Annotated in this window: 17 protein-coding genes; 16 read left to right on the forward strand and 1 reads right to left on the reverse strand. The window is 63.4% G+C overall.

Going from position 1 to position 19,036, the window contains the following annotated elements:
- Positions 1-38 precede the first annotated feature (38 nt).
- The 10 genes from AC0L3L_RS00635 to AC0L3L_RS00680 all read left to right on the forward strand — a co-directional run bounded on the left by AC0L3L_RS00635 (position 39) and on the right by AC0L3L_RS00680 (position 10,562).
- Positions 39-362, forward strand: a complete 324-nt coding sequence (locus AC0L3L_RS00635; RefSeq protein ID WP_023802083.1) for a YbaB/EbfC family nucleoid-associated protein — start codon at positions 39-41, stop codon at positions 360-362.
- Positions 363-623: 261 nt separating this feature from the next.
- Positions 624-1,514, forward strand: coding sequence for a cell wall hydrolase (locus AC0L3L_RS00640; protein WP_473636182.1), 891 nt, complete (start codon positions 624-626; stop codon positions 1,512-1,514).
- 80 nt (positions 1,515-1,594) lie between these two features.
- Positions 1,595-2,200, forward strand: coding sequence for a recombination mediator RecR (gene recR, locus AC0L3L_RS00645; protein WP_473636183.1), 606 nt, complete (start codon positions 1,595-1,597; stop codon positions 2,198-2,200).
- Between the two features lie 190 nt (positions 2,201-2,390).
- A complete protein-coding gene (locus AC0L3L_RS00650) occupies positions 2,391-3,668 on the forward strand; it encodes a lytic murein transglycosylase (protein ID WP_473636184.1) in 1,278 nt (425 codons plus the stop codon).
- Between the two features lie 224 nt (positions 3,669-3,892).
- Entirely contained in the window at positions 3,893-5,536 is a 1,644-nt protein-coding gene (locus AC0L3L_RS00655) for an ABC transporter substrate-binding protein (protein ID WP_473483918.1), read from the forward strand.
- 18 nt (positions 5,537-5,554) lie between these two features.
- Positions 5,555-6,622 (forward strand): ABC transporter permease, encoded by a 1,068-nt coding sequence (locus AC0L3L_RS00660; RefSeq protein ID WP_473483915.1) that lies wholly within the window; start codon positions 5,555-5,557, stop codon positions 6,620-6,622.
- Complete coding sequence (gene nikC, locus AC0L3L_RS00665; RefSeq protein WP_473483912.1) at positions 6,619-7,539, forward strand: nickel transporter permease; 921 nt, start codon at positions 6,619-6,621, stop codon at positions 7,537-7,539. Before AC0L3L_RS00660 ends, nikC begins: the two co-directional genes overlap by 4 nt.
- Entirely contained in the window at positions 7,536-8,384 is an 849-nt protein-coding gene (locus AC0L3L_RS00670; RefSeq protein WP_473526090.1) for an ABC transporter ATP-binding protein, read from the forward strand. The genes nikC and AC0L3L_RS00670 overlap by 4 nt, the downstream gene beginning before the upstream one ends.
- Complete coding sequence (locus AC0L3L_RS00675; protein WP_473636185.1) at positions 8,381-9,130, forward strand: ABC transporter ATP-binding protein; 750 nt, start codon at positions 8,381-8,383, stop codon at positions 9,128-9,130. The genes AC0L3L_RS00670 and AC0L3L_RS00675 overlap by 4 nt, the downstream gene beginning before the upstream one ends.
- A 154-nt stretch (positions 9,131-9,284) precedes the next feature.
- Positions 9,285-10,562: a 4-aminobutyrate--2-oxoglutarate transaminase gene (locus tag AC0L3L_RS00680; protein ID WP_473636186.1), complete on the forward strand. Its 1,278-nt coding sequence runs from the start codon at positions 9,285-9,287 to the stop codon at positions 10,560-10,562.
- Positions 10,563-10,713: 151 nt separating this feature from the next.
- On the opposite strand, the gene AC0L3L_RS00685 is transcribed toward AC0L3L_RS00680, so the two are convergent.
- The gene (locus tag AC0L3L_RS00685; protein ID WP_473636187.1) at positions 10,714-11,967 is read right to left on the reverse strand and encodes an NAD(P)/FAD-dependent oxidoreductase; all 1,254 of its coding nucleotides are present in this window, start codon (positions 11,965-11,967) and stop codon (positions 10,714-10,716) included.
- 455 nt (positions 11,968-12,422) lie between these two features.
- On the opposite strand from AC0L3L_RS00685, the gene AC0L3L_RS00690 reads away from it, so the two are divergent.
- The 6 genes from AC0L3L_RS00690 (at position 12,423) to AC0L3L_RS00715 (ending at position 18,859) form a co-directional block, all read left to right on the forward strand.
- Entirely contained in the window at positions 12,423-13,712 is a 1,290-nt protein-coding gene (locus AC0L3L_RS00690; RefSeq protein WP_473636327.1) for an imelysin family protein, read from the forward strand.
- A 133-nt stretch (positions 13,713-13,845) separates the two neighbouring features.
- On the forward strand, positions 13,846-14,157 hold the full coding sequence (locus tag AC0L3L_RS00695) for a (2Fe-2S)-binding protein (protein ID WP_123146504.1): 312 nt from the start codon (positions 13,846-13,848) through the stop codon (positions 14,155-14,157).
- The gene (bfr, locus tag AC0L3L_RS00700; RefSeq protein WP_077377191.1) at positions 14,123-14,608 is read left to right on the forward strand and encodes a bacterioferritin; all 486 of its coding nucleotides are present in this window, start codon (positions 14,123-14,125) and stop codon (positions 14,606-14,608) included. Before AC0L3L_RS00695 ends, bfr begins: the two co-directional genes overlap by 35 nt.
- Before the next feature lie 12 nt (positions 14,609-14,620).
- Positions 14,621-16,228: a di-heme oxidoreductase family protein gene (locus AC0L3L_RS00705; protein WP_473636188.1), complete on the forward strand. Its 1,608-nt coding sequence runs from the start codon at positions 14,621-14,623 to the stop codon at positions 16,226-16,228.
- A complete protein-coding gene (locus AC0L3L_RS00710; protein WP_473636189.1) occupies positions 16,228-17,307 on the forward strand; it encodes an imelysin family protein in 1,080 nt (359 codons plus the stop codon). The genes AC0L3L_RS00705 and AC0L3L_RS00710 overlap by 1 nt, the downstream gene beginning before the upstream one ends.
- 445 nt (positions 17,308-17,752) lie before the next feature.
- A complete protein-coding gene (locus AC0L3L_RS00715; protein ID WP_473636190.1) occupies positions 17,753-18,859 on the forward strand; it encodes a DUF1513 domain-containing protein in 1,107 nt (368 codons plus the stop codon).
- Positions 18,860-19,036 lie beyond the last annotated feature (177 nt).

The raw sequence follows: 19,036 nt of genomic DNA on the forward strand, positions 1-19,036 counted from the left end.
TCAAACAAGAAACCAGATCAATCGTAGAGGACCACGCGATGAAAGATCTTCTCGGCCTGATGGGCAAGGCGAAAGAAATGCAGGCCAAGTTCCAGGCCATGCAGGACGAGATCGCCACGTTGGAAGCCACCGGACAGGCCGGCGGCGGCCTGGTCAGCGTGACGCTGACCGGCAAATTCGAGATGAAGTCCCTGAAAATCGACCCGTCGCTGTTCAAGGAGGACGAGGTCGAGATTCTGGAGGATCTGCTTCTCGCCGCCCACAATGACGCCAGGGCCAAGGTCGAGCAGATGATGCAGGAAAAGACCCAAGCATTGACCGCAGGACTGCCGATACCGCCGGGAATGAAGCTGCCGTTCTAAGGTGTGTTGATAGCTATGCCGGTCGACTGAGCCCATTGCTCCAGCCTTGGGGAAGCCCCTCCTGTGGAGATCCTAAGATAGGATCCATGCCGTTATAGTGGCCATGGAGTGCCATGCCGCGATCCGGCGGTCGCTTGCTCCACCGGTGTGTCCATTCGGCAACTCCGTACACTTAATAACGCTTTAGCCATCTTTTTGCCTGAAAGTGTCTCATTCTTGCCGCAACCAGGGGCGGGCTGGCGACAGAATGAGGGGATATCTTTGATCGCGACCCGATGGAAGACGCCGTTGCTGCTCGGCGTCATCACCTCTCCGCTGTTTTTGGCCGCCTGCAGTCAGACCACGCACGGCCTGTCCGTGGCCAGCCTGACCGATGCCGTCAGGTCCCGGCCCTACAGCCACACAGCGAAGGACAAGGAGTGCCTCCAGCGCGCGATGTTCTTCGAATCCAACCGGTCGAGCCGTGACGGCATGATTGCTGTCGGCACGGTGGTCATGAACCGGCTGCGCTCCGGCAAGCACGGCAACACCATCTGTGAGGTAGTCGGCGAGCGTGGCCAGTTCGCGCCGGGCGTGATGACACGGCGGATGAATTCGAAGGCGATGCCCGATGTCGAGGAAGCCGCCGAGGCGGTGCTCAAGGGCGAGCGCAAGGCCAAGCTGAAGAACTCGATGTTCTTTCACACCGCCGGCCTGCGTTTCCCCTACAAGAACATGCACTACACCATGGTCGCCGGCGGCAACGCCTTCTACGAAAAGCGCGGCCGGAACTGGAAACCGTTGCCGGACGAGCCCACGGTCGCCATGGCACAGTCCGCACCGCGGAATTCGGCGCGCGCCGCACCGGTGACGCTCGTGGCCTCCGCGGCGCCGGCCGCCAAGGCAGAATTCGCCAAGGCAACCTACGTGACCGCAATCGCATCGCAACCGGCAAAGGCGACGCCAGAGAAGACGACGCCAGAGAAGACGACGCTTGTGGCGATGCAAGAGCCGGACGCGGCCCGTTTCGGCGGCACCGCCGGTGCGCGACCGGTCACGTCATTCCCGGCGGCGCCGGCCGAGCCGACGATGTCGTTTGAATCGACGCCCGAGAACACCGACGCCATCGGCGCGATGATCGCCGGCCAGGGCAGGCCGCTGGAAGCCTACTGACGGCAGCGGCGTCGTTGCGTTTGAAGGCCGCACGCCGCAGGAGTGTTCCAAAACCCATTGAAAAATCCTAAACCGATGCGATGTCGAAGCGAATCGCCGGTCCCGAGATCGAACGCCTGATCCAGCTTCTGGCCAAGGTGCCGGGGCTCGGGCCCCGTTCGGCCAGGCGGGCAGCGCTTCACCTCATCAAGAAGAAGGAGCAGTTGCTGTCGCCGCTGGCCGCCGCCATGAGCGAGGCCGTCGACAAGGTGCGCATCTGCTCGACCTGCGGCAATGTCGATACATCCGACCCCTGCATGATCTGCACCGATCCGCGCCGCGACGCCGGCACGCTTATCGTCGTCGAGGACGTGGCCGACCTGTGGGCGCTGGAGCGGGCGGCCGCCATGAATGTCCGCTACCACGTGCTCGGCGGCTCGCTGTCGCCGCTCGACGGCATCGGCCCCGAGCAACTCAACATTCGCTCGCTGATCGACCGCGTCGCCGGTGGCGAGGTCAAGGAGGTGATCCTTGCCGTCAACGCTACGGTCGAAGGCCAGACCACCGCGCATTATCTCACCGATCAATTGTCCGGCTTCGATATCAAAGTAACGCGGCTGGCCCATGGCGTCCCGGTCGGCGGCGAACTCGACTATCTCGACGAAGGCACGCTGGCCGCCGCGCTGCGCTCGCGGACGGCGTTTTGAGGCTGGTGGGGGAGGTATGCTTGAGATGATTGCGTTCTGTGGCGCCCCCCTCTGTCCTGCCCTCTTTGCCAAAACTTGGCATCTCCCCCACAAGGGGGGAGATTGGCCGTTACGCTGGCTTTCGCGAACCTCCAGCGTTGGAGAAAAAGCGCCGTGGTCAAAGCTGCCAATCTCCCCCCAAGTGGGGGAGATGTCCGGCAGGACAGAGGGGGGCGCGACAGAACGCGGACTTTGCAGGCTGGCCGTCGCTTTTCTCCTCGTCGCACTGACTGCCTTCCTCCTCGCCACCCCCGCCTCAGCCGCAAAAATCGACGACCAGTTCCACGCCTGGCTCAGCAGCGATCTCTGGCCTGAAGCCAGCGCCAAAGGCATCTCCAGAAAAACCTTCGACGCCGCCTTCGACGGTGTCAAACCGAATCTCAAACTGCCCGGCCTGGTGATGCCGGGCAAAAAGGCGAAGACGCCGCAGAAGCAGCATCAGGCGGAGTTCGGTTCGCCCGGCGCCTATTTCGCCGAAAAGACGGTTCGCGCCGTGACCGCCGGTGGCCGCACGCGCAAGGCGGCCAATGCCAGGACGATCGCCGCGATTGAGAAGCGCTACGGCGTGCCGGGCGAGGTGCTGCTGGCGATCTGGGGTCGCGAGACCGGCTTTGGCGCGGCGAAGATGCCTTACGACGCTTTCGAAGTGCTGGGCACCAAGGCGTTCATGGCGACCAGGAAGGACTTCTTCCGCACCGAGCTTATGGCGGCACTCGAAATCGTCGAGCGTGGGCTGGCCCCGGTCGGCGCGATGAAGTCGTCATGGGCAGGCGCGCTCGGCCAGCCGCAGTTCATGCCGAGTTCGTTCCTCAGGCATGCCGTCGACTTCGATGGCGACGGCCGGGCCGACATCTGGAACTCGGTGCCGGATACGCTGGCCTCGATCGCCAATTATCTTGTCAACTATGGCTGGGTGAAGGGCCGCGGCTGGGGCTTCGAGGTGACGGTCCCGGAAGCGGTCTCCTGTTCGCTCGAAGGGCCGGATCAGGGCAAGAGGATTTCCGAGTGGGCTGATATGGGCATCGAACGTGCCACGCCAAAGCCGTTTCCGGCGCGCGAGTTGAAGGCCGAAGGCTTTCTTTTGATGCCGGCCGGGCGCAGCGGTCCGGCCTTCATCGTCACGCCCAATTTCTACGTGCTTAAGCAATACAACACCAGCGATCTCTACGCCCTGTTCATCGGCCACGGCGCTGACCGCATCGTGAATGGCGACAGCAATTTTTCGGGGCGCTGGGGCGCGGTTGGCGGGCTCCACAGGTCGGATATCGCCGCCCTGCAGCGGGCGCTGGAGGCCGAGGGCTACGACGTCGGCAGCGCCGACGGCCTGCCCGGTTTCAAGACACGCCGGTCGATCGGCAAATGGCAGGCCAGGAAAGGTCGCGCCGTCACCTGTTTTCCCGACGCCGACCTGATCACCGCGTTGAAATAGCTGCGCTCCGGGTTGTTGCTTCCGGCGGTGGTGGCTGCCTGATCTGGTCCAACAAACAGCTTTGCAAATGCTCGTTGCCGCGCCTGAAACCGCCGGATATGGTGAGGCCGAACTGGATAAAAATCACCAAGACGACCGGTTCAGGGTCACCGTTCGATTTGGCAAGTAAATGCCAAAACCCTGAGCCGGGAACTCAGGTCAACAAAAACAGGGAACAGTTACAAATGATGATGGAAAAGTTTGCTCTACGCTCCCGCATCTTGCTCGCCGGCGCAGCCATGTCCGCGTTGCTTCTGGCCGGTGCGCCTGCCCTTGCCGTCACGCCGGCCGACACGCTGGTCGAGGGTTTCGCGATCGACGACATCATCTCGATGGATCCGGGCGAGGCGTTCGAGCTGTCGACCGCAGAGGTCACTGGCAACACTTACGATCTTCTTGTCCGCCTCGATCTCAGCGATACGTCCAAGGTCAAGGGCGATCTCGCCGAAAGCTGGACTGTCTCCGACGACGGCCTGACCTACACCTTCAAGCTCAAGCCCGGCCTGAAATTTGCCTCGGGCAACCCGATCACCGCGGCGGACGTCGCCTATTCGTTCGAGCGCGCCATCAAGCTCGACAAGAGCCCGGCCTTCATCATCGGCCAGTTCGGCATCAATGGCGACAACGTCACCGAGAAGGCCAAGGCTGTCGATGACACGACGTTCCAGTTCACCGTCGACAAGACCTATGCGCCGAGCTTCGTCCTGAACTGTCTGTCGGCAACCGTCGCCTCGGTCGTCGACGCCAAGCTGGTCAAGGAACATGTCGCCGCGGTGACGCCCAGCGCCGACTACAAATACGACAATGACTTCGGCAATGCCTGGCTGAAGACCGGCTATGCCGGCTCCGGCGCCTTCAAGCTGCGCGAATGGCGGGCCAACGAGGTCGTCGTGATGGAGCGCAACGACAATTATCACGGCGAAAAGGCCAAGCTTGCCCGCGTCATCTACCGCAACATGAAGGAAAGCTCGGGCCAGCGCCTGGCGCTGGAGGCCGGCGACATCGACGTTGCCCGCAATCTCGAGCCGAACGACCTCGACGCCATCGCCAAGAACGCCGATCTCACCACCACCAGCGCGCCGAAGGGCACGGTCTTTTACATCAGCCTCAACCAGAAGAATCCGAACCTCGCCAAGCCCGAGGTTCGCCAGGCCTTCAAATATCTTGTCGACTATGATGCCTTGAGCTCGACTATCCTCAAGGGCATCGGCGAGATCCACCAGACCTTCCTGCCGAAAGGCGTGCTTGGCGAGCTAGACGAGAATCCGTTCACCTTCGATCTCGCCAAGGCCAAGGAACTGCTTGCCAAGGCCGGCTTGGCCGACGGCTTCAGCGTCACCATGGACGTACGCAACACCCAGCCGGTGACCGGCATGGCGGAATCGTTCCAGCAGACGCTGGGACAGGCCGGCATCAAGCTGGAGATCATTCCCGGCGACGGCAAGCAGACGCTGACCAAATACCGCGCCCGCAACCACGACATCTATATCGGCCAGTGGGGTCAGGACTACTTCGATCCGAACTCCAATGCCCAGACCTTCGCCAGCAACTCCGACAATTCGGATGAAGGCAAGACCAAGACGCTGGCCTGGCGCAACGCCTGGGATATTCCGGAGTTGACCAAGCAGACGGAAGCGGCGTTGCTCGAGAAGGATGCTGCCAAGCGCGCCGCAATGTACCAGGACCTGCAGAAGAAGGTCCTCGAAACCAGTCCTTTCATCATCATCCACCAGCAGCTGGAAGTGGCCGGCCTGCGCAAGAACCTCAAGGGCTTTGAGCTCGGCCCGAGCTTCGACACCAACTTCGTCGGCCAGATCTCCAAGGAGTGATGCCGGCGGACGCGCCGCATGAGCACGGTTGATAGCGAAGCGACGGCAGGGCGCGACAGCGCCCGTGCTGTCGCTGTCGCGTCGGCGATCGCCCGCTTCCTGGTCATCGCGATAACCACCTATCTCGGTCTTCTCGCGGTGACCTTCTTCATCGGCCGGGTGATCCCCATCGATCCGGTGCTGGCGGTGCTCGGCGACCGAGCGCCGGCCAATGTCGTCGAGCGGACGCGCCGCGAGATGGGTCTCGACCTGCCGCTGATCGAGCAGTTCTACATCTATGTGAAGAATGCCCTGAACGGCAATTTCGGCACCTCGGTGCTGACCACCAACCCGGTGATGACCGACATTCGCCGCGCCTTTCCGGCGACGATCGAGCTGGCGACGCTGGGAACGCTGATCGGTGCATTGCTTGGTGTGCCGCTCGGCGTGCTGGCTGCGGTGCGGCGCGGCAGCATCATCGACCAGATCGTGCGGATCATCGGCCTGGTCGGCTATTCCGTGCCGATCTTTTGGCTGGGACTGCTGGCGCTCGTGCTGTTCTATGCCAGGCTGCAATGGGTGGCTTTTCCCGGCCGTCTCGACATTGTCTACGAATATACCTTCACGCCGATCACCGGCTTTTATCTCTTGGATGCGCTGTGGCAGCGGCAGTGGGATGTGTTTCGCGATGCCTTCCGCCACATCATCCTGCCGGCCTCGCTGCTTGGCTATTTCTCGCTCGCCTACATCAGCCGGATGACGCGATCGTTCATGCTGAACGAGCTTGCCCAGGAATATATCGTGGCGGCGCGCGCCAAGGGCCTGTCGGAAACACGCATCATCTGGGGCCACGCGCTGCGCAACGCGGCGGTGCCGATGGTCACCGTGATTGCGCTCTCCTATGCCGGCCTGCTCGAAGGCTCGGTGCTGACCGAGACCGTGTTTTCATGGCCGGGCATCGGCCTCTACATCACCAATTCCCTGCAGAACGCCGACATGAACGCGGTGCTCGGCGGCACCATCATCATCGGCTCGGTTTTCATCGGCATCAATCTCCTGTCCGACCTGCTCTACCGGGTGCTCGACCCAAGGACCAAGGTACGATGAGCGCAGAAGCGATACAAAGCCGTCGCGACTGGCTGCTCAGCGAGCGGCCGGCTTCGCGCATGCAGGCAAGGCTTGGCCGTGCCTATGTGGCGTGGCGGCGCTTTTCCGCCAACCGGCTGGCGTTTCTCGGCCTGCTCATCATCATCGCTTTGCTGGTGGTCGCCGCCTTTGCCGATGTGCTGGCGCCCTATTCGCCAACATTCGGCGACCTCAAGGGCTCGCGGCTGCTGGCGCCAAGTGCCGAGCACTGGTTCGGCACCGACGACCTCGGCCGCGACATCCTTTCGCGCGTCATCTTCGGCTCGCGCTGGACGCTTTACGTCGTCATTCTCGTCGCCATCATCGCCGCCCCTATCGGCCTGCTGGTCGGCACCGTCGCCGGCTATGCCGGCGGCTGGATCGATGCGATCCTGATGCGCATCACCGACATCTTTCTGGCGTTTCCGAAGCTGATCCTGGCGCTGGCATTCGTCGCGGCACTCGGCCCCGGCATCGAGAATGCGGTGCTCGCCATCGCCGTCACCTCCTGGCCGCCTTACGCGCGAATTGCCCGTGCCGAAACGCTCACCGTGCGCAATTCGGATTACATCAAGGCGGTGCAATTGATGGGTGCTTCGCCGTTCCGCATCGTGCTGCGCCACATCATGCCGCTCTGCATCTCGTCGCTGATCGTCAGGGTGACGCTCGACATGGCCGGTATCATCCTGACCGCCGCCGGTCTCGGCTTCCTCGGCCTCGGCGCGCAACCGCCACTGCCGGAATGGGGCGCGATGATCGCTTCGGGCCGCCGCTTCGTGCTCGACCAATGGTGGGTGGCCGGTGCACCGGGCTTTGCCATCCTCATCGTCAGCCTGGGCTTCAACCTGCTCGGCGACGGCCTGCGCGACGCGCTCGACCCCCGAAGCGGCGACCAATGAACGGCGACCCAACGAGCACCCTGCTGGAGGTCGACGATCTGCGCGTCACCTTCCCGACGCGCACCGGCCGGATCGAGGCGGTGCGCGGCGTTTCCTTTTCGCTCGGCCGCGAACGGCTCGGCATCGTCGGCGAGAGCGGTTCCGGCAAGTCGCAGACCGGCCGCGCCATCATGGGCCTGACCCCGCCGCAGGCCGAGGTCACCGCCAGGAAACTTGCTTTCGACGGCATCGACCTGCTCGCGGCCTCGCCCCGCGACCGCCGGGCGCTGCGCGGCAAGCGCATCGCCATGATCCTGCAGGATCCGAAATATTCGCTCGACCCGGTGATGAGCATCGGCCGACAGATCGTCGAGACGCTGCGCACGCATGAGAAGGTCGGCCAGGCGGAGGCCCGCGACCGCGCGCTCGCCATGCTGGAGGCGGTGCAGATCCGCGATCCGGCCCGTGTCTTCGACCTGCATCCGCATGAGGTGTCGGGCGGCATGGGCCAGCGCGCCATGATCGCCATGATGCTGATCGCCGGGCCTGAAATGATGATCGCCGACGAGCCGACCTCGGCGCTCGATGTCACCGTGCAGCTCGACGTGCTCGGCATCCTCGACCGGCTGGTCAGCGAGCGCGGCATGGGGCTGATCTTCATCTCGCACGACCTGCGCCTGGTCTCGTCCTTTTGCGACCGGGTGATCGTCATGTATGCCGGCAAGGTGGTCGAGCAGCTCAAGGCATCGGAGCTCGGCCGCGCCCAGCATCCCTATACGCGCGGCCTGCTCAATTGCATGCCGAAGATCGGCGCCGACCGTCACCCGCTGCCGGTGCTCGATCGCAGGCCGGAGTGGGCGGCATGACGGCGGCTCTTTCCGTCGACAGGCTGGAGGTGATCTTCGATCGCTTTCGCGCGCTGAAGGGCGTCAGCCTCGAAGTGCAGTCCGGCGAATCCTTCGGCCTGGTCGGCGAATCCGGCTCCGGCAAATCGACGCTGCTGCGGGCAATCGCCGGCCTCGCACCGGCCGCTTCGGGCAGCATCACTGTCAACGGGAAAAAACTCGGCGCGCGCCGCGACAAGGCCTTTTATCGCAAGGTGCAGATGGTCTTCCAGGACCCCTATGGCTCGCTGCATCCGCGCCAGACCGTCGACCGCCTGCTGCAGGAGCCGCTCGCCATCCACGGCTTTGCCGATGGCGAAAAGCGCATCCAGCGGGCGCTGGACGAGGTCGGGCTCGGCACCGGCTTCCGCTTCCGTTATTCGCATCAATTGTCGGGCGGCCAGCGCCAGCGCGTGGCGATTGCGCGTGCCCTGATCCTCGAACCGTCGATCCTGCTGCTCGACGAGCCGACCTCGGCGCTCGACGCTTCCGTGCAGGCGGAGGTGCTCAACCTCTTGGAAGAGATCCGGCGGCGGCGCAAGCTGACCTTCCTGATGGTCAGCCACGACCTCGCCATCATCACCCATATGTGCGAGCGGCTGATGGTGATGCAGAACGGCGAGGCGGTCGAGCACCTCACCGCGAACGACCTCGTCGAGCGCCGCGTCAGCAAGGATTATACGCGCAACCTGCTCAGGGCCAGCGAGGGGTTTGTGCGGACGGCATGAGTCAAATTCAGCTGTTCGCGAAGGAACACGACGCCAACGGCGGCAGGCCCAATCGCCTGCCGCCAGTGCCAACTTGAGGAAAACGTGAAATAAGGTCAGAACAATTCCCGGCAGTCATCCAAACGAGAACCGGCGCCGCCGGGTGAGGGACATCATGAAGAATTCAGCCATTTCCGAACGCAAGAACCAGTCGATTTCGCGCGGCGTCGGCATGACAACGCAAATCTATGCCGACCGCGCCGAAAACTCGGAAATCTGGGATGTCGAAGGCCGCCGCTACATCGATTTCTCGTCCGGCATCGCCGTCGTCAACACCGGCCACCGCCATCCCAAGGTGATCGAGGCGGTCAAGGCGCAGCTCGACCGCTTCACCCATACCTGCCACCAGGTCGTTCCCTATGAGAGCTATGTCAGGTTGGCCGAACGGCTGAACGGCATGCTGCCGGGCAAATTCGACAAGAAGACGATATTCGTCACCACCGGCGCAGAGGCGGTGGAGAACGCCATCAAGATCGCCCGCAACGCCACAGGCCGGCCGGCGGTCATCGCCTTCGCCGGCGGCTTCCACGGCCGCACTTTCATGGGCATGGCGCTGACCGGCAAGGTCGTTCCCTATAAGGTCGGCTTCGGCGCCATGCCGGCCGATGTCTTCCACGCGCCGTTCCCGGTGGCGCTGCACGGGATCTCGGTCGCCGATTCGCTGGCCGCGCTCGACCGGCTGTTCAAGGCCGATGTCGATCCGGCCCGCGTCGCCGCCATCATCGTCGAGCCGGTGCAGGGCGAGGGCGGCTTCTATGAGGCGCCGCGCGAGTTTATGACGGCGCTGCGCAAGATCTGCGACCAGCACGGCATGCTGTTGATCGCCGACGAGGTGCAGACCGGCTTTGCCCGCACCGGAAAGATGTTCGCCATGGATCATCACGAAGTGGCGCCCGACATCACCACCATGGCGAAAAGCCTGGCCGGCGGCTTTCCGTTGGCGGCGGTCACCGGGCGTGCCGAGATCATGGATGCGCCGAACCCCGGCGGGCTCGGCGGCACCTATGGCGGCAGCCCGATCGGCGTCGCCGCGGCGCATGCCGTGCTCGACGTCATCGACGAGGAGAAACTCTGCGACCGCGCCAACGCGCTGGGCGCGCGGCTGAAGCAGCGGCTGCAATCGATCCGCGACGACGCGCCGGAGATCGTCGATATCAGAGGCCCGGGCTTCATGAACGCTGTCGAGTTCAACGATGTGAAGAAAGGCTTGCCATCGGCCGAGATCGCCAATGCGGTCCGGCTCAAGGCGCTCGACAAGGGGCTGATCCTGCTCACCTGCGGCGTCTACGGCAACGTCATCCGCTTCCTGGCGCCGATCACCATCCAGGACGAAGTCATGAACGAAGCGCTCGACGTCCTGGAAAGCTCGATCCGCGAGGTCCGCGCCGCCTGACCCTCGTCTGCTCCGATGAGATTCAGGTCAGGCCGCGCCGAGAATGGTGGGTTCCGAGAACCGGAACGGAGCGTACTTTCGGGTACGTGAGTACCGGAAGCGCAGGAAACCGCCGTTCGCAGGCCGGCATCACCTGAATATCAACATATCCTTATTCAGCGGCACGGACGGGCTCTTCCTGCTGGAAGGCGGCGAGCGCCGCCTTCAGTCCGTCCGGCCCCGTCGCAACCGTATGCGGCGTCGGCGAGAAGCCGGCGCCGAGCATCTTGCGGCCAAGCATATGGTCGCCCGGCCGATTGACCGATTCGATGCCGAGCAGACGATTTCCAGCATAGTGATAGATGGAGAATCTGTTCTCGTTGACATCGCCCAGCACGACATGGCTGTCGCCGCCCGAAATCAGGCCGACCATCTGCAGCTTCATGTCGCCGATGTCGGACCAGAACCATGGCACCGCCGCAAAGGCGACCGCATGGCCGACGATGGTGCGGGCGGCAAGACGTGCCTGGTCGGTGGCATTCTGCACCGATTCCAGCCGCACATCGCCGCCGGTGAGCCAGTGCCGGTAGGAGGCGGCGTCGCCGATGGCGAGGATTTCGGGCACCGACGTGCGCATCTGCTGATCGACGCTGATGCCGTTGGCGATAGCGATGCCTGCGGCTTGCGCCAGTTCGACATTCGGAACGACGCCGATGCCGACGATGACCATCTGCGCCGGCAGGCGCTCGCCGCTTGAGGTGACCGCGGCCGCGACACGGCCGCTCTCACCTTCGAGCCGCGCAATCGTGGTGCCGGTAAGGATGCGGACACCGGTCGCTTCCAGCCGCTGCCGTACATGGCGCGCGATGACCGGCGCCACTGCCCGGCCGAGCAGTCGGTCGACCGCCTCGACTACCGTGACCTTGCGGCCGGCCGCTTTGAGCGTTGCGGCGATCTCCAGTCCGATGAAGCCGCCGCCGAGGATGACGACATCCTCGCTCCGTGCGCTCAATTCACGGATCAGCCGCGCGTCGGCGAGCGAGCGCAGCGACACAACGCCTGAAAAATCCGAACCCGGCAGCGGCAGGATGCGCGGCCGCGAACCGATCGCCAGGATGAGCCGGTCGAACGGCAGCACGCCACCCCCTGATATCTCCAGCCTGCGGCCGCCGGCATCGATGCGCTCGATTCGAATGCCCGGCCGGTAGTCGATCGCGCTGCCGGTATAAAACGCCTCACCGCGCAGCGGCTGCGGTTTGGCCTCTTGATCCTTGATGAAGGTCTTCGACAGCGGCGGCTTGTGGTAGGGCAGTTCGTGCTCGTCACTGACGAGGATCACGGGTCCGTCGTACCCGTCCTCGCGCAGGCTGGCGGCCGCTTGCACGCCCGCATGACCCGCACCGACAATGACCACACCGTTTTTCATCGCAGCCCCAATTCCTTAATCCAAGTCTAGGACGTCTCGCCAAGTGGCGATTGTCTGGCGCCGCCGCAAGACCGCCTTTGCGGGTCGCACCCGGAATGGCGGTCCGTCATTAGTGCCATTTAACGACGACACGGTAAAATACGGCTAAAGTTGACACTTGCAGTTTAGAATAATTCTAAACTGTTGTTTCGATTGGCTTTTCTCTCTGAAATTGGTTGACTTCCGGTGCCTTCATCGCTTTATGGAAGCTTGCGCGTCAAGCGCATCCCTTTGATGTCTGGGCCTTGAACCCTTTCGATTGGAGGCATTTCGATGTCTTTCTTCCGCAAACCGCGCTATGCCGCGGCCTGTTTCCCGCCCAATGGCAGGGACCTGCCTTGGCGCCGATTGCCTGCCGACGCGCCTTTGGCGCCGGCATTTCACTGAATTCCGAGGAGATGACAATCATGAGAGCGATGATCACGGCACGATATGGCAGGCTCGCCGCGATCGGCGCCACGGCGGCATTGACGGCGGCGATATTCGTGCTGCCGGCCAAGGCGGAAACCGATGCCAAGGCGGTCATCAAGACCTATTCCGACATTGCGCTCGCCAAGTATGAAGATTCGCTGACCGCGGCGCAGGCGCTCGACAAGGCCGTCGAGGCGCTGCTCGCCAAGCCTTCGGTGGAAACGCTGACTGCCGCCCGCGACGCCTGGAAGGCATCGCGCGTTCCCTATCAGCAGACCGAAGTGTACCGCTTCGGCAATGCCATCGTCGACGACTGGGAAGGCAAGGTGAATGCCTGGCCGCTGGACGAGGGGCTGATCGACTATGTCGCCGAGAACTACGGCACCGAGTCGGACGCGAATGCGCTCTACACCGCCAATGTGATCGCCAACAAGTCGATCGAGGTCGACGGCAAGAAGATCGACGCCGCCAATCTGACGCCGGAGTTCCTCTCCGGCACGCTGCAGGAGGCCGGCGGCATCGAGGCCAATGTGGCGACCGGCTATCACGCCATCGAATTCCTGCTGTGGGGCCAGGACCTGCACGGCACCGGCCCGGGCGCCGGCGAACGGCCCTATACGGACTACGATCTCGCCAACTGCACCGGCGGCAATTGCGATCGTCGCGCGCAGTATCTGAAGTCGGCGAGCGACCTTCTGGTTTCCGATCTGCAGGATATCGTCAACGATTGGAAGGAGGGCGGCGGCGCCCGCAAGAACCTTGTCGATGGCGAGCCGAAGGCCGGCATCTCGACCATCCTCACCGGCATGGGCTCGCTGTCCTATGGCGAACTCGCCGGCGAGCGCATGAAGCTCGGCCTGCTGCTGCACGACCCGGAAGAGGAGCACGACTGCTTCTCCGACAACACCTACGACTCGCATCTCTACGATGCCGTCGGCATTCGCGCCGCCTACCGTGGCAGCTACACGCGCCTCGACGGTACCGTCGTCGAAGGCCCCTCGGTATCCGACATGGTCAAGGAGGCCGATCCGGCGATCGACAAGGAACTGTCGGACAAGCTGGATGTCACCGTCGCCAAGATGGAAGCCATCAAGGCGCGGGCGCTTGGCGGCGAGGCCTATGACCAGCAGATCGGCGAAGGCAACACGGAAGGCAATGCCACCGTGCAGGCGGCGATCGACGCGCTGGTCGACCAGACCAAATCGATCGAACGCGCGGTCGGCACCCTGAAACTCAATTCCATCGCGTTCGAGGGCTCCGACAGCCTCGATGCGCCAGACAAAGTGTTCCAGTAAGGCGTCAAGGGCCTTGAGCACGATCCCCGAACCGAAGGTCCGCATAAAGAAAAGTGGAAATCGGTTTTCGGTTCGATTGAGAAAATAAGCCACACGGCGCCGAGCAAGTGCCGTCAGCCATACAGAGCAAATAATGCTGATCTGCCATTGCAACATCATCACCGAAAAGGAGATTGAGCAGACGATCGTCGGGCTGCTGGATCAGGATCCCTGGCAGCTTATCGTGCCGGCGAAGATCTATCATGCCATGCAGAAGCGTGGTCGCTGTTGCGGCTGCTTCCCAAATGTGGTCGAAACGATCATTCGGGTAACCGAAAATTACCACACCCGCTCGGAGGCGAGCGGCGTGGATGTCGTTTCACACCTGGATCGCGTCAGAGGCCTGCGCGTCCAATACGGGAGCAGAACCCATGAAAGGCGAACAGCAGATCATAGAGCGGCTTAACGAGGCTCTATTTCTGGAACTTGGAGCAGTGAATCAGTACTGGGTGCATTTCCGGCTGCTGGAAGACTGGGGTTACGCCAAGCTGGCGAAGAAGGAACGCGCGGAATCGATCGAGGAGATGCACCATGCCGACCGGCTCGTGGCCCGCATCATCTTCCTTGAAGGCCATCCGAACCTGCAGTCCGTAGCGCCGCTGCGCATCGGACAGAATGTCAAGGAAGTGCTCGAATCCGATCTTGCCGGCGAATATGACGCGCGCACTGCCTACAAGCGTTCGCGTGAGATTTGCGAAGAAGCAGGCGACTACGTGACGATGAAGCTGTTCGAGGATCTGCTGTCCGACGAGGAAGGTCACATCGACTTTCTCGAGACGCAACTCGACCTGCTCGCCTCGATCGGCGAAGAAAAATACGGCCAGCTCAACGCGGCATCGGCCGACGAGGCGGATTAGGGACATGCAGGAATGCGGCGCCCCTTAGATTTCTTGCGCCGCTTACGGCGGGCCGAGGATTGCGGCCTGCCGTCCCAGCAAAACCCGCGACACAGCTGGCTTCGCGGGCTTTCGCTTGCCGTAGTGGTCGCACTTACGGCCTCGGCGCTGGCCGGCGCGCCCGAACCGGCGGGCCTCGCCACCAGCCGTACCGATCTGACGCCGAAGGATCTGGCGCGCGTCATCGCAATAACCAGGCCGACCAAGGATTTTTCCGAGCCCGAGCAGTTCGAGCCGATGCAGGGCGGCGCCGGCACGTCGCGAAAAGGTGCCAACAAGGACGCCTTCTCGCAATCTTCGGCCAATATCACCTTCGAAGAACAGGGCACCTTCAAGCTCGGCAACGCCCTTTTCCGCAAGAACTGGGTATCGTCGCCCTCCTCGACGCAGGCATCGGACGGGCTTGGGCCGCTGTTCAACGAGCGGGCTTGCCAGAATTGCCATCTGAAGGACGGCCGCGGTCATCCGCCGGAAGCCGGCAGCGGTACCACCTCGATGTTCCTGCGGCTGGCGCGGCAGGCGAGCACCGAGGAGGAGAAGGCGGCGCTGGCCGCCCGCAAGGTGCTTAACTTCCCCGATCCGGTCTATGGCTCGCAATTGCAGGACCTGGCCGTTCCGGGCCTTCGGGGCGAAGGCAGGATGCGTGTCGGCTATCAGGAGCAGAAAGTCACGCTGCCGGACGGTACCGTGGTTTCGCTGCGCAAGCCGAGCTATTCGGTTGATGATCTTGCCAACGGGCCGCTCGATCCGCAGACCACGCTTTCGCCGCGCATGACGCCGCCGATGATCGGCCTCGGCCTGGTCGAGCAGATCGCGCCGGCGGACATTCTCGCCCATGCCGATCCGGACGATCGGAATAGTGACGGCATCTCCGGCAGGCCCAGCATCGTGCGCGACGGCCAAAGCGGCGAACTGACGCTCGGCCGCTTCGGCTGGAAGGCGCAGACGCCATCGATCCGCCAGCAAGCGGCGGACGCATTCGCCGGTGACATCGGCATTTCGACGCCGGAAGTGCCGAACCACTGGGGCGATTGCACCGCGGCCGAAAAGGCATGTCTTGCCATGCCCAACGGCACACAGGAGCGCCTCGGCCCGGTCGAGGCGCCGCCGCCGGTGATGGACCTCGTCACCTTCTATTCGCAAAATCTCGCCGTGCCGGCGCGGCGCGATCTCGACAAACCAGATGTGCTGGCCGGCAAGAAGCTGTTCTACGACATGGGCTGCATTTCCTGTCATACGCCGAAATTCGTCACCCGTCGCGGCTCGCCCAACAAGGCGCAGGCCTTCCAGTTGATCTGGCCCTATTCCGATTTTCTGCTGCACGACATGGGGCCGGGCCTCGCCGACGGGCAAGCGGTGGGCGAGGCTACCGGCAGCGAATGGCGCACGCCGCCGCTGTGGGGCATCGGTCTTACCCGGACCGTCAACGGCAACAGCTTCTTCCTGCATGACGGGCGCGCGCGCACCCTGACCGAGGCGATCCTGTGGCATGGCGGCGAGGGGCAAAAGGCGCGCGACCGCTTTGCCGCCGCCGATGCGGCCGATCGCGACGCACTGGTCAAGTTCCTGGAGTCGTTCTGATGTCGAAGGGTCTTGCGCTTGCTCTGGTTCTCCCGCTGGTCCTCGGCGGCGCACTGCCGGCGTCCGCAGCGGTGAAGGCTTCCGACGTGATCCAGCGGGCGATCGACGGCTTTGTCCGCCCGGCCTATGCGCGCCTGCATGACCATGCGGACGGCCTGACCAAGGCAATGCGCACGCTTTGCGACGTGCCCTCGCAGGACCATCTCGATGCAGCGCGCGCCGAGTTCTCCGGCACCGTGGATGCCTGGTCGATCGTCGAGATCATCCGCATTGGACCGATCACCGAGAACAACCGGTTGGAGCGCATGCTGTTCTGGCCGGACCGCAAGAGCATCGGCCTGAGGCAGGTGCAGGCGGCGCTGGCCAGTAAGGACCGGACCGCCGCCGATCCGGTCCAGCTGGCGACAAAGAGCGTCGCCATGCAAGGGCTCGGCGCGCTGGAATTCGTGCTTTACGGCGATGGCGCCGAGCGGCTCGCCGGCAAGGACGATCCCTATCGTTGCGCTTACGGCGCGGCCGTCGCCGGCAACATCAAAACGATTGCTGCCGAGGTCAGCGACGCCTGGAACAGGCCCGACGGTTTTGCAGCACTTTGGGCCAATCCGGGCGCGCAAAATTCGCTCTACCGCGACGGCACGGAAGCGGTGACCGAACTGGTCGGCGTCTTCATCAACGAACTGGAGATGGTCCGTGACGTGCGCCTGAAAGGCTTTCTGGGCAGTAGCCCGGAGGCCGACAAGCCGAAACAGGCGATCTACTGGCGCTCGCAAAACACCGCGCGTTCGCTGACCGGTAATCTTGCGGGCATGGACGCGCTGTTCCAGGCCTCGCGGCTTGGCGATGCGCTGTCGCCCGACGCGCGCTGGATGGCGGAATCGATCCACATCCAGCTCGTCAACGGGGCCGCCGACGCCACGGTCATCAGAGGTCCGATCGACAAGGCGCTCGCCGATCCGTCGCTGCGCCAGAAGCTCGACCACTTTTCGCTGGTGACATCCAGCCTGACGACCCTGATCGGCACCAGGCTGACCACTGAATTCGGCCTGACCGCTGGCTTCTCGTCACTCGACGGGGATTGAGCATGATCTCGAAACGGCGTCGACTTTTGGGGCGAGTTACTCGGCGAGGAAGTTTTGACAGGCCGGACGCGCTTGCGTTGACGGATCGCACACTTTGGAGATTGGCCGAAACGCCCATCGCTTCGTCATCCTGGGGCGGAGCAAGGAGCGCAGCGACGCGGCGCAGACCCCAGGATCCATGCCATGACCTCAGAGCGTTGCTTAGGTGCAGAATTCTGCTCCGCCGTACTCTTCGGCTGAGATTACGGCATGGATCCTTGGGTCTCCGCGACGGAGCTTCGCTCCTGCTCCGCCCAAGGATGACGAAGTTGGGGAGGCTTCGGCCAATCCCGAACGCCTGCGATGATCCATTCAAACGATCGATGGATGCTGGGCGCCAAGAAGCCCTCCGATCTGTCAAAATCACCGTGTCGAGGAATGAGACCGTGTCCGAGAGGACCGTCTCTTGAAAACTCCTTTGATCGATCGTCGTGATTTCCTCAGGGCCGCAGGCGTTGGCTTTGTTGCTGCGATGGTGCCTTCGGCATTGGCAAAGACGCTTGCCGCCGACGCCGTCTTCGCCACCGCGTTCGTCAAGCGCGACGGCAGCTATGGCGCGGCCATCCTGTCCGAAGCCGGCAAGGTCCTGCACGCTATCGACCTGCCCGCCCGCGGTCATGACGTCACCTTCGATCCGGTGTCGAAACGCTCCGTGGTCTTTGCCAGGCAGCCCGGCACCTTCGCGGTGGTCTTCGACCACACGGGCCGCGACGAGCCGCGGACCATTGCCAGCGTCAGTGGACGGCATTTCTTCGGCCATGGCGTGTTTTCGACCGACGGTGCGCTGCTCTACGCCACCGAGAACGATTTCGACAATGCCGCCGGCGTGGTCGGTGTCTACGACGAGCGTGCGAGATTCAAGCGGGTTGGTGAGTTCCCGACCTATGGCATGGGCCCGCACGAGCTTCTGCTGCTGGGCGACGGCAGGACGATTGCCGTCGCCAATGGCGGCATCGAGACGCATCCCGATTTTGGCCGCGCCGAGCTCAACATCGCGACGATGAAGCCATCCTATGTTCTGGTCGACCGTCTTACCGGCGACCTCGTCGAAAAGCACGAATTGCCGCCGGCGCTGCACCAGCTTTCGATCCGGCACATGGATACCGAAAAATCCGGCACGGTCTGGTTCGGCTGCCAGCACAGAGGGCCGGGCACCGATCGTCCGCTGCTGGTCGGCCGCGCCGCGCGCGGCAAGGATCTGCAACTGCTCGACATGCCGCAGGACGTGCTGTCCGGCTTCAGGAACTATATAGGCTCGGTCGCTGCCAACCCTGCTGCCGGTACCGTCGCCGTGTCCTCGCCGGAAGGCAACTCGCTTGCCGTCATCGATGCGGCCAGCGGCCGGATCGTCGCCACCAGCGCTCTGGCCGAGGTCTGCGGCGTGGCGCCCGACGGGGCGAGCTTCATGGCGACGACAGGCACCGGCGAAATCGTCGAAGCGGGCGGCGCAATAAGGTCCGAACCGGACTATGTCTGGGACAATCACATGCTGCGCATCGAGCAGGCCGGATAAGTGCGTCCGGCACCGGTTCCCAAACGGCTACGCTCGCTGGAAGGTACCGCCTTCGGGCGAGATCGAAGCGAAGCCGCCAAACGAATTATGCATTATCCTCTTGCGGGGACGAGCCATGGCAGGCACAGGGAAATTGTTTTTCGAACCCTGTGCCCAAGCGGGTGCTCCAACCGGCCG

The sequence above is a fragment of the Mesorhizobium sp. WSM4849 genome, assembly GCF_055811385.1.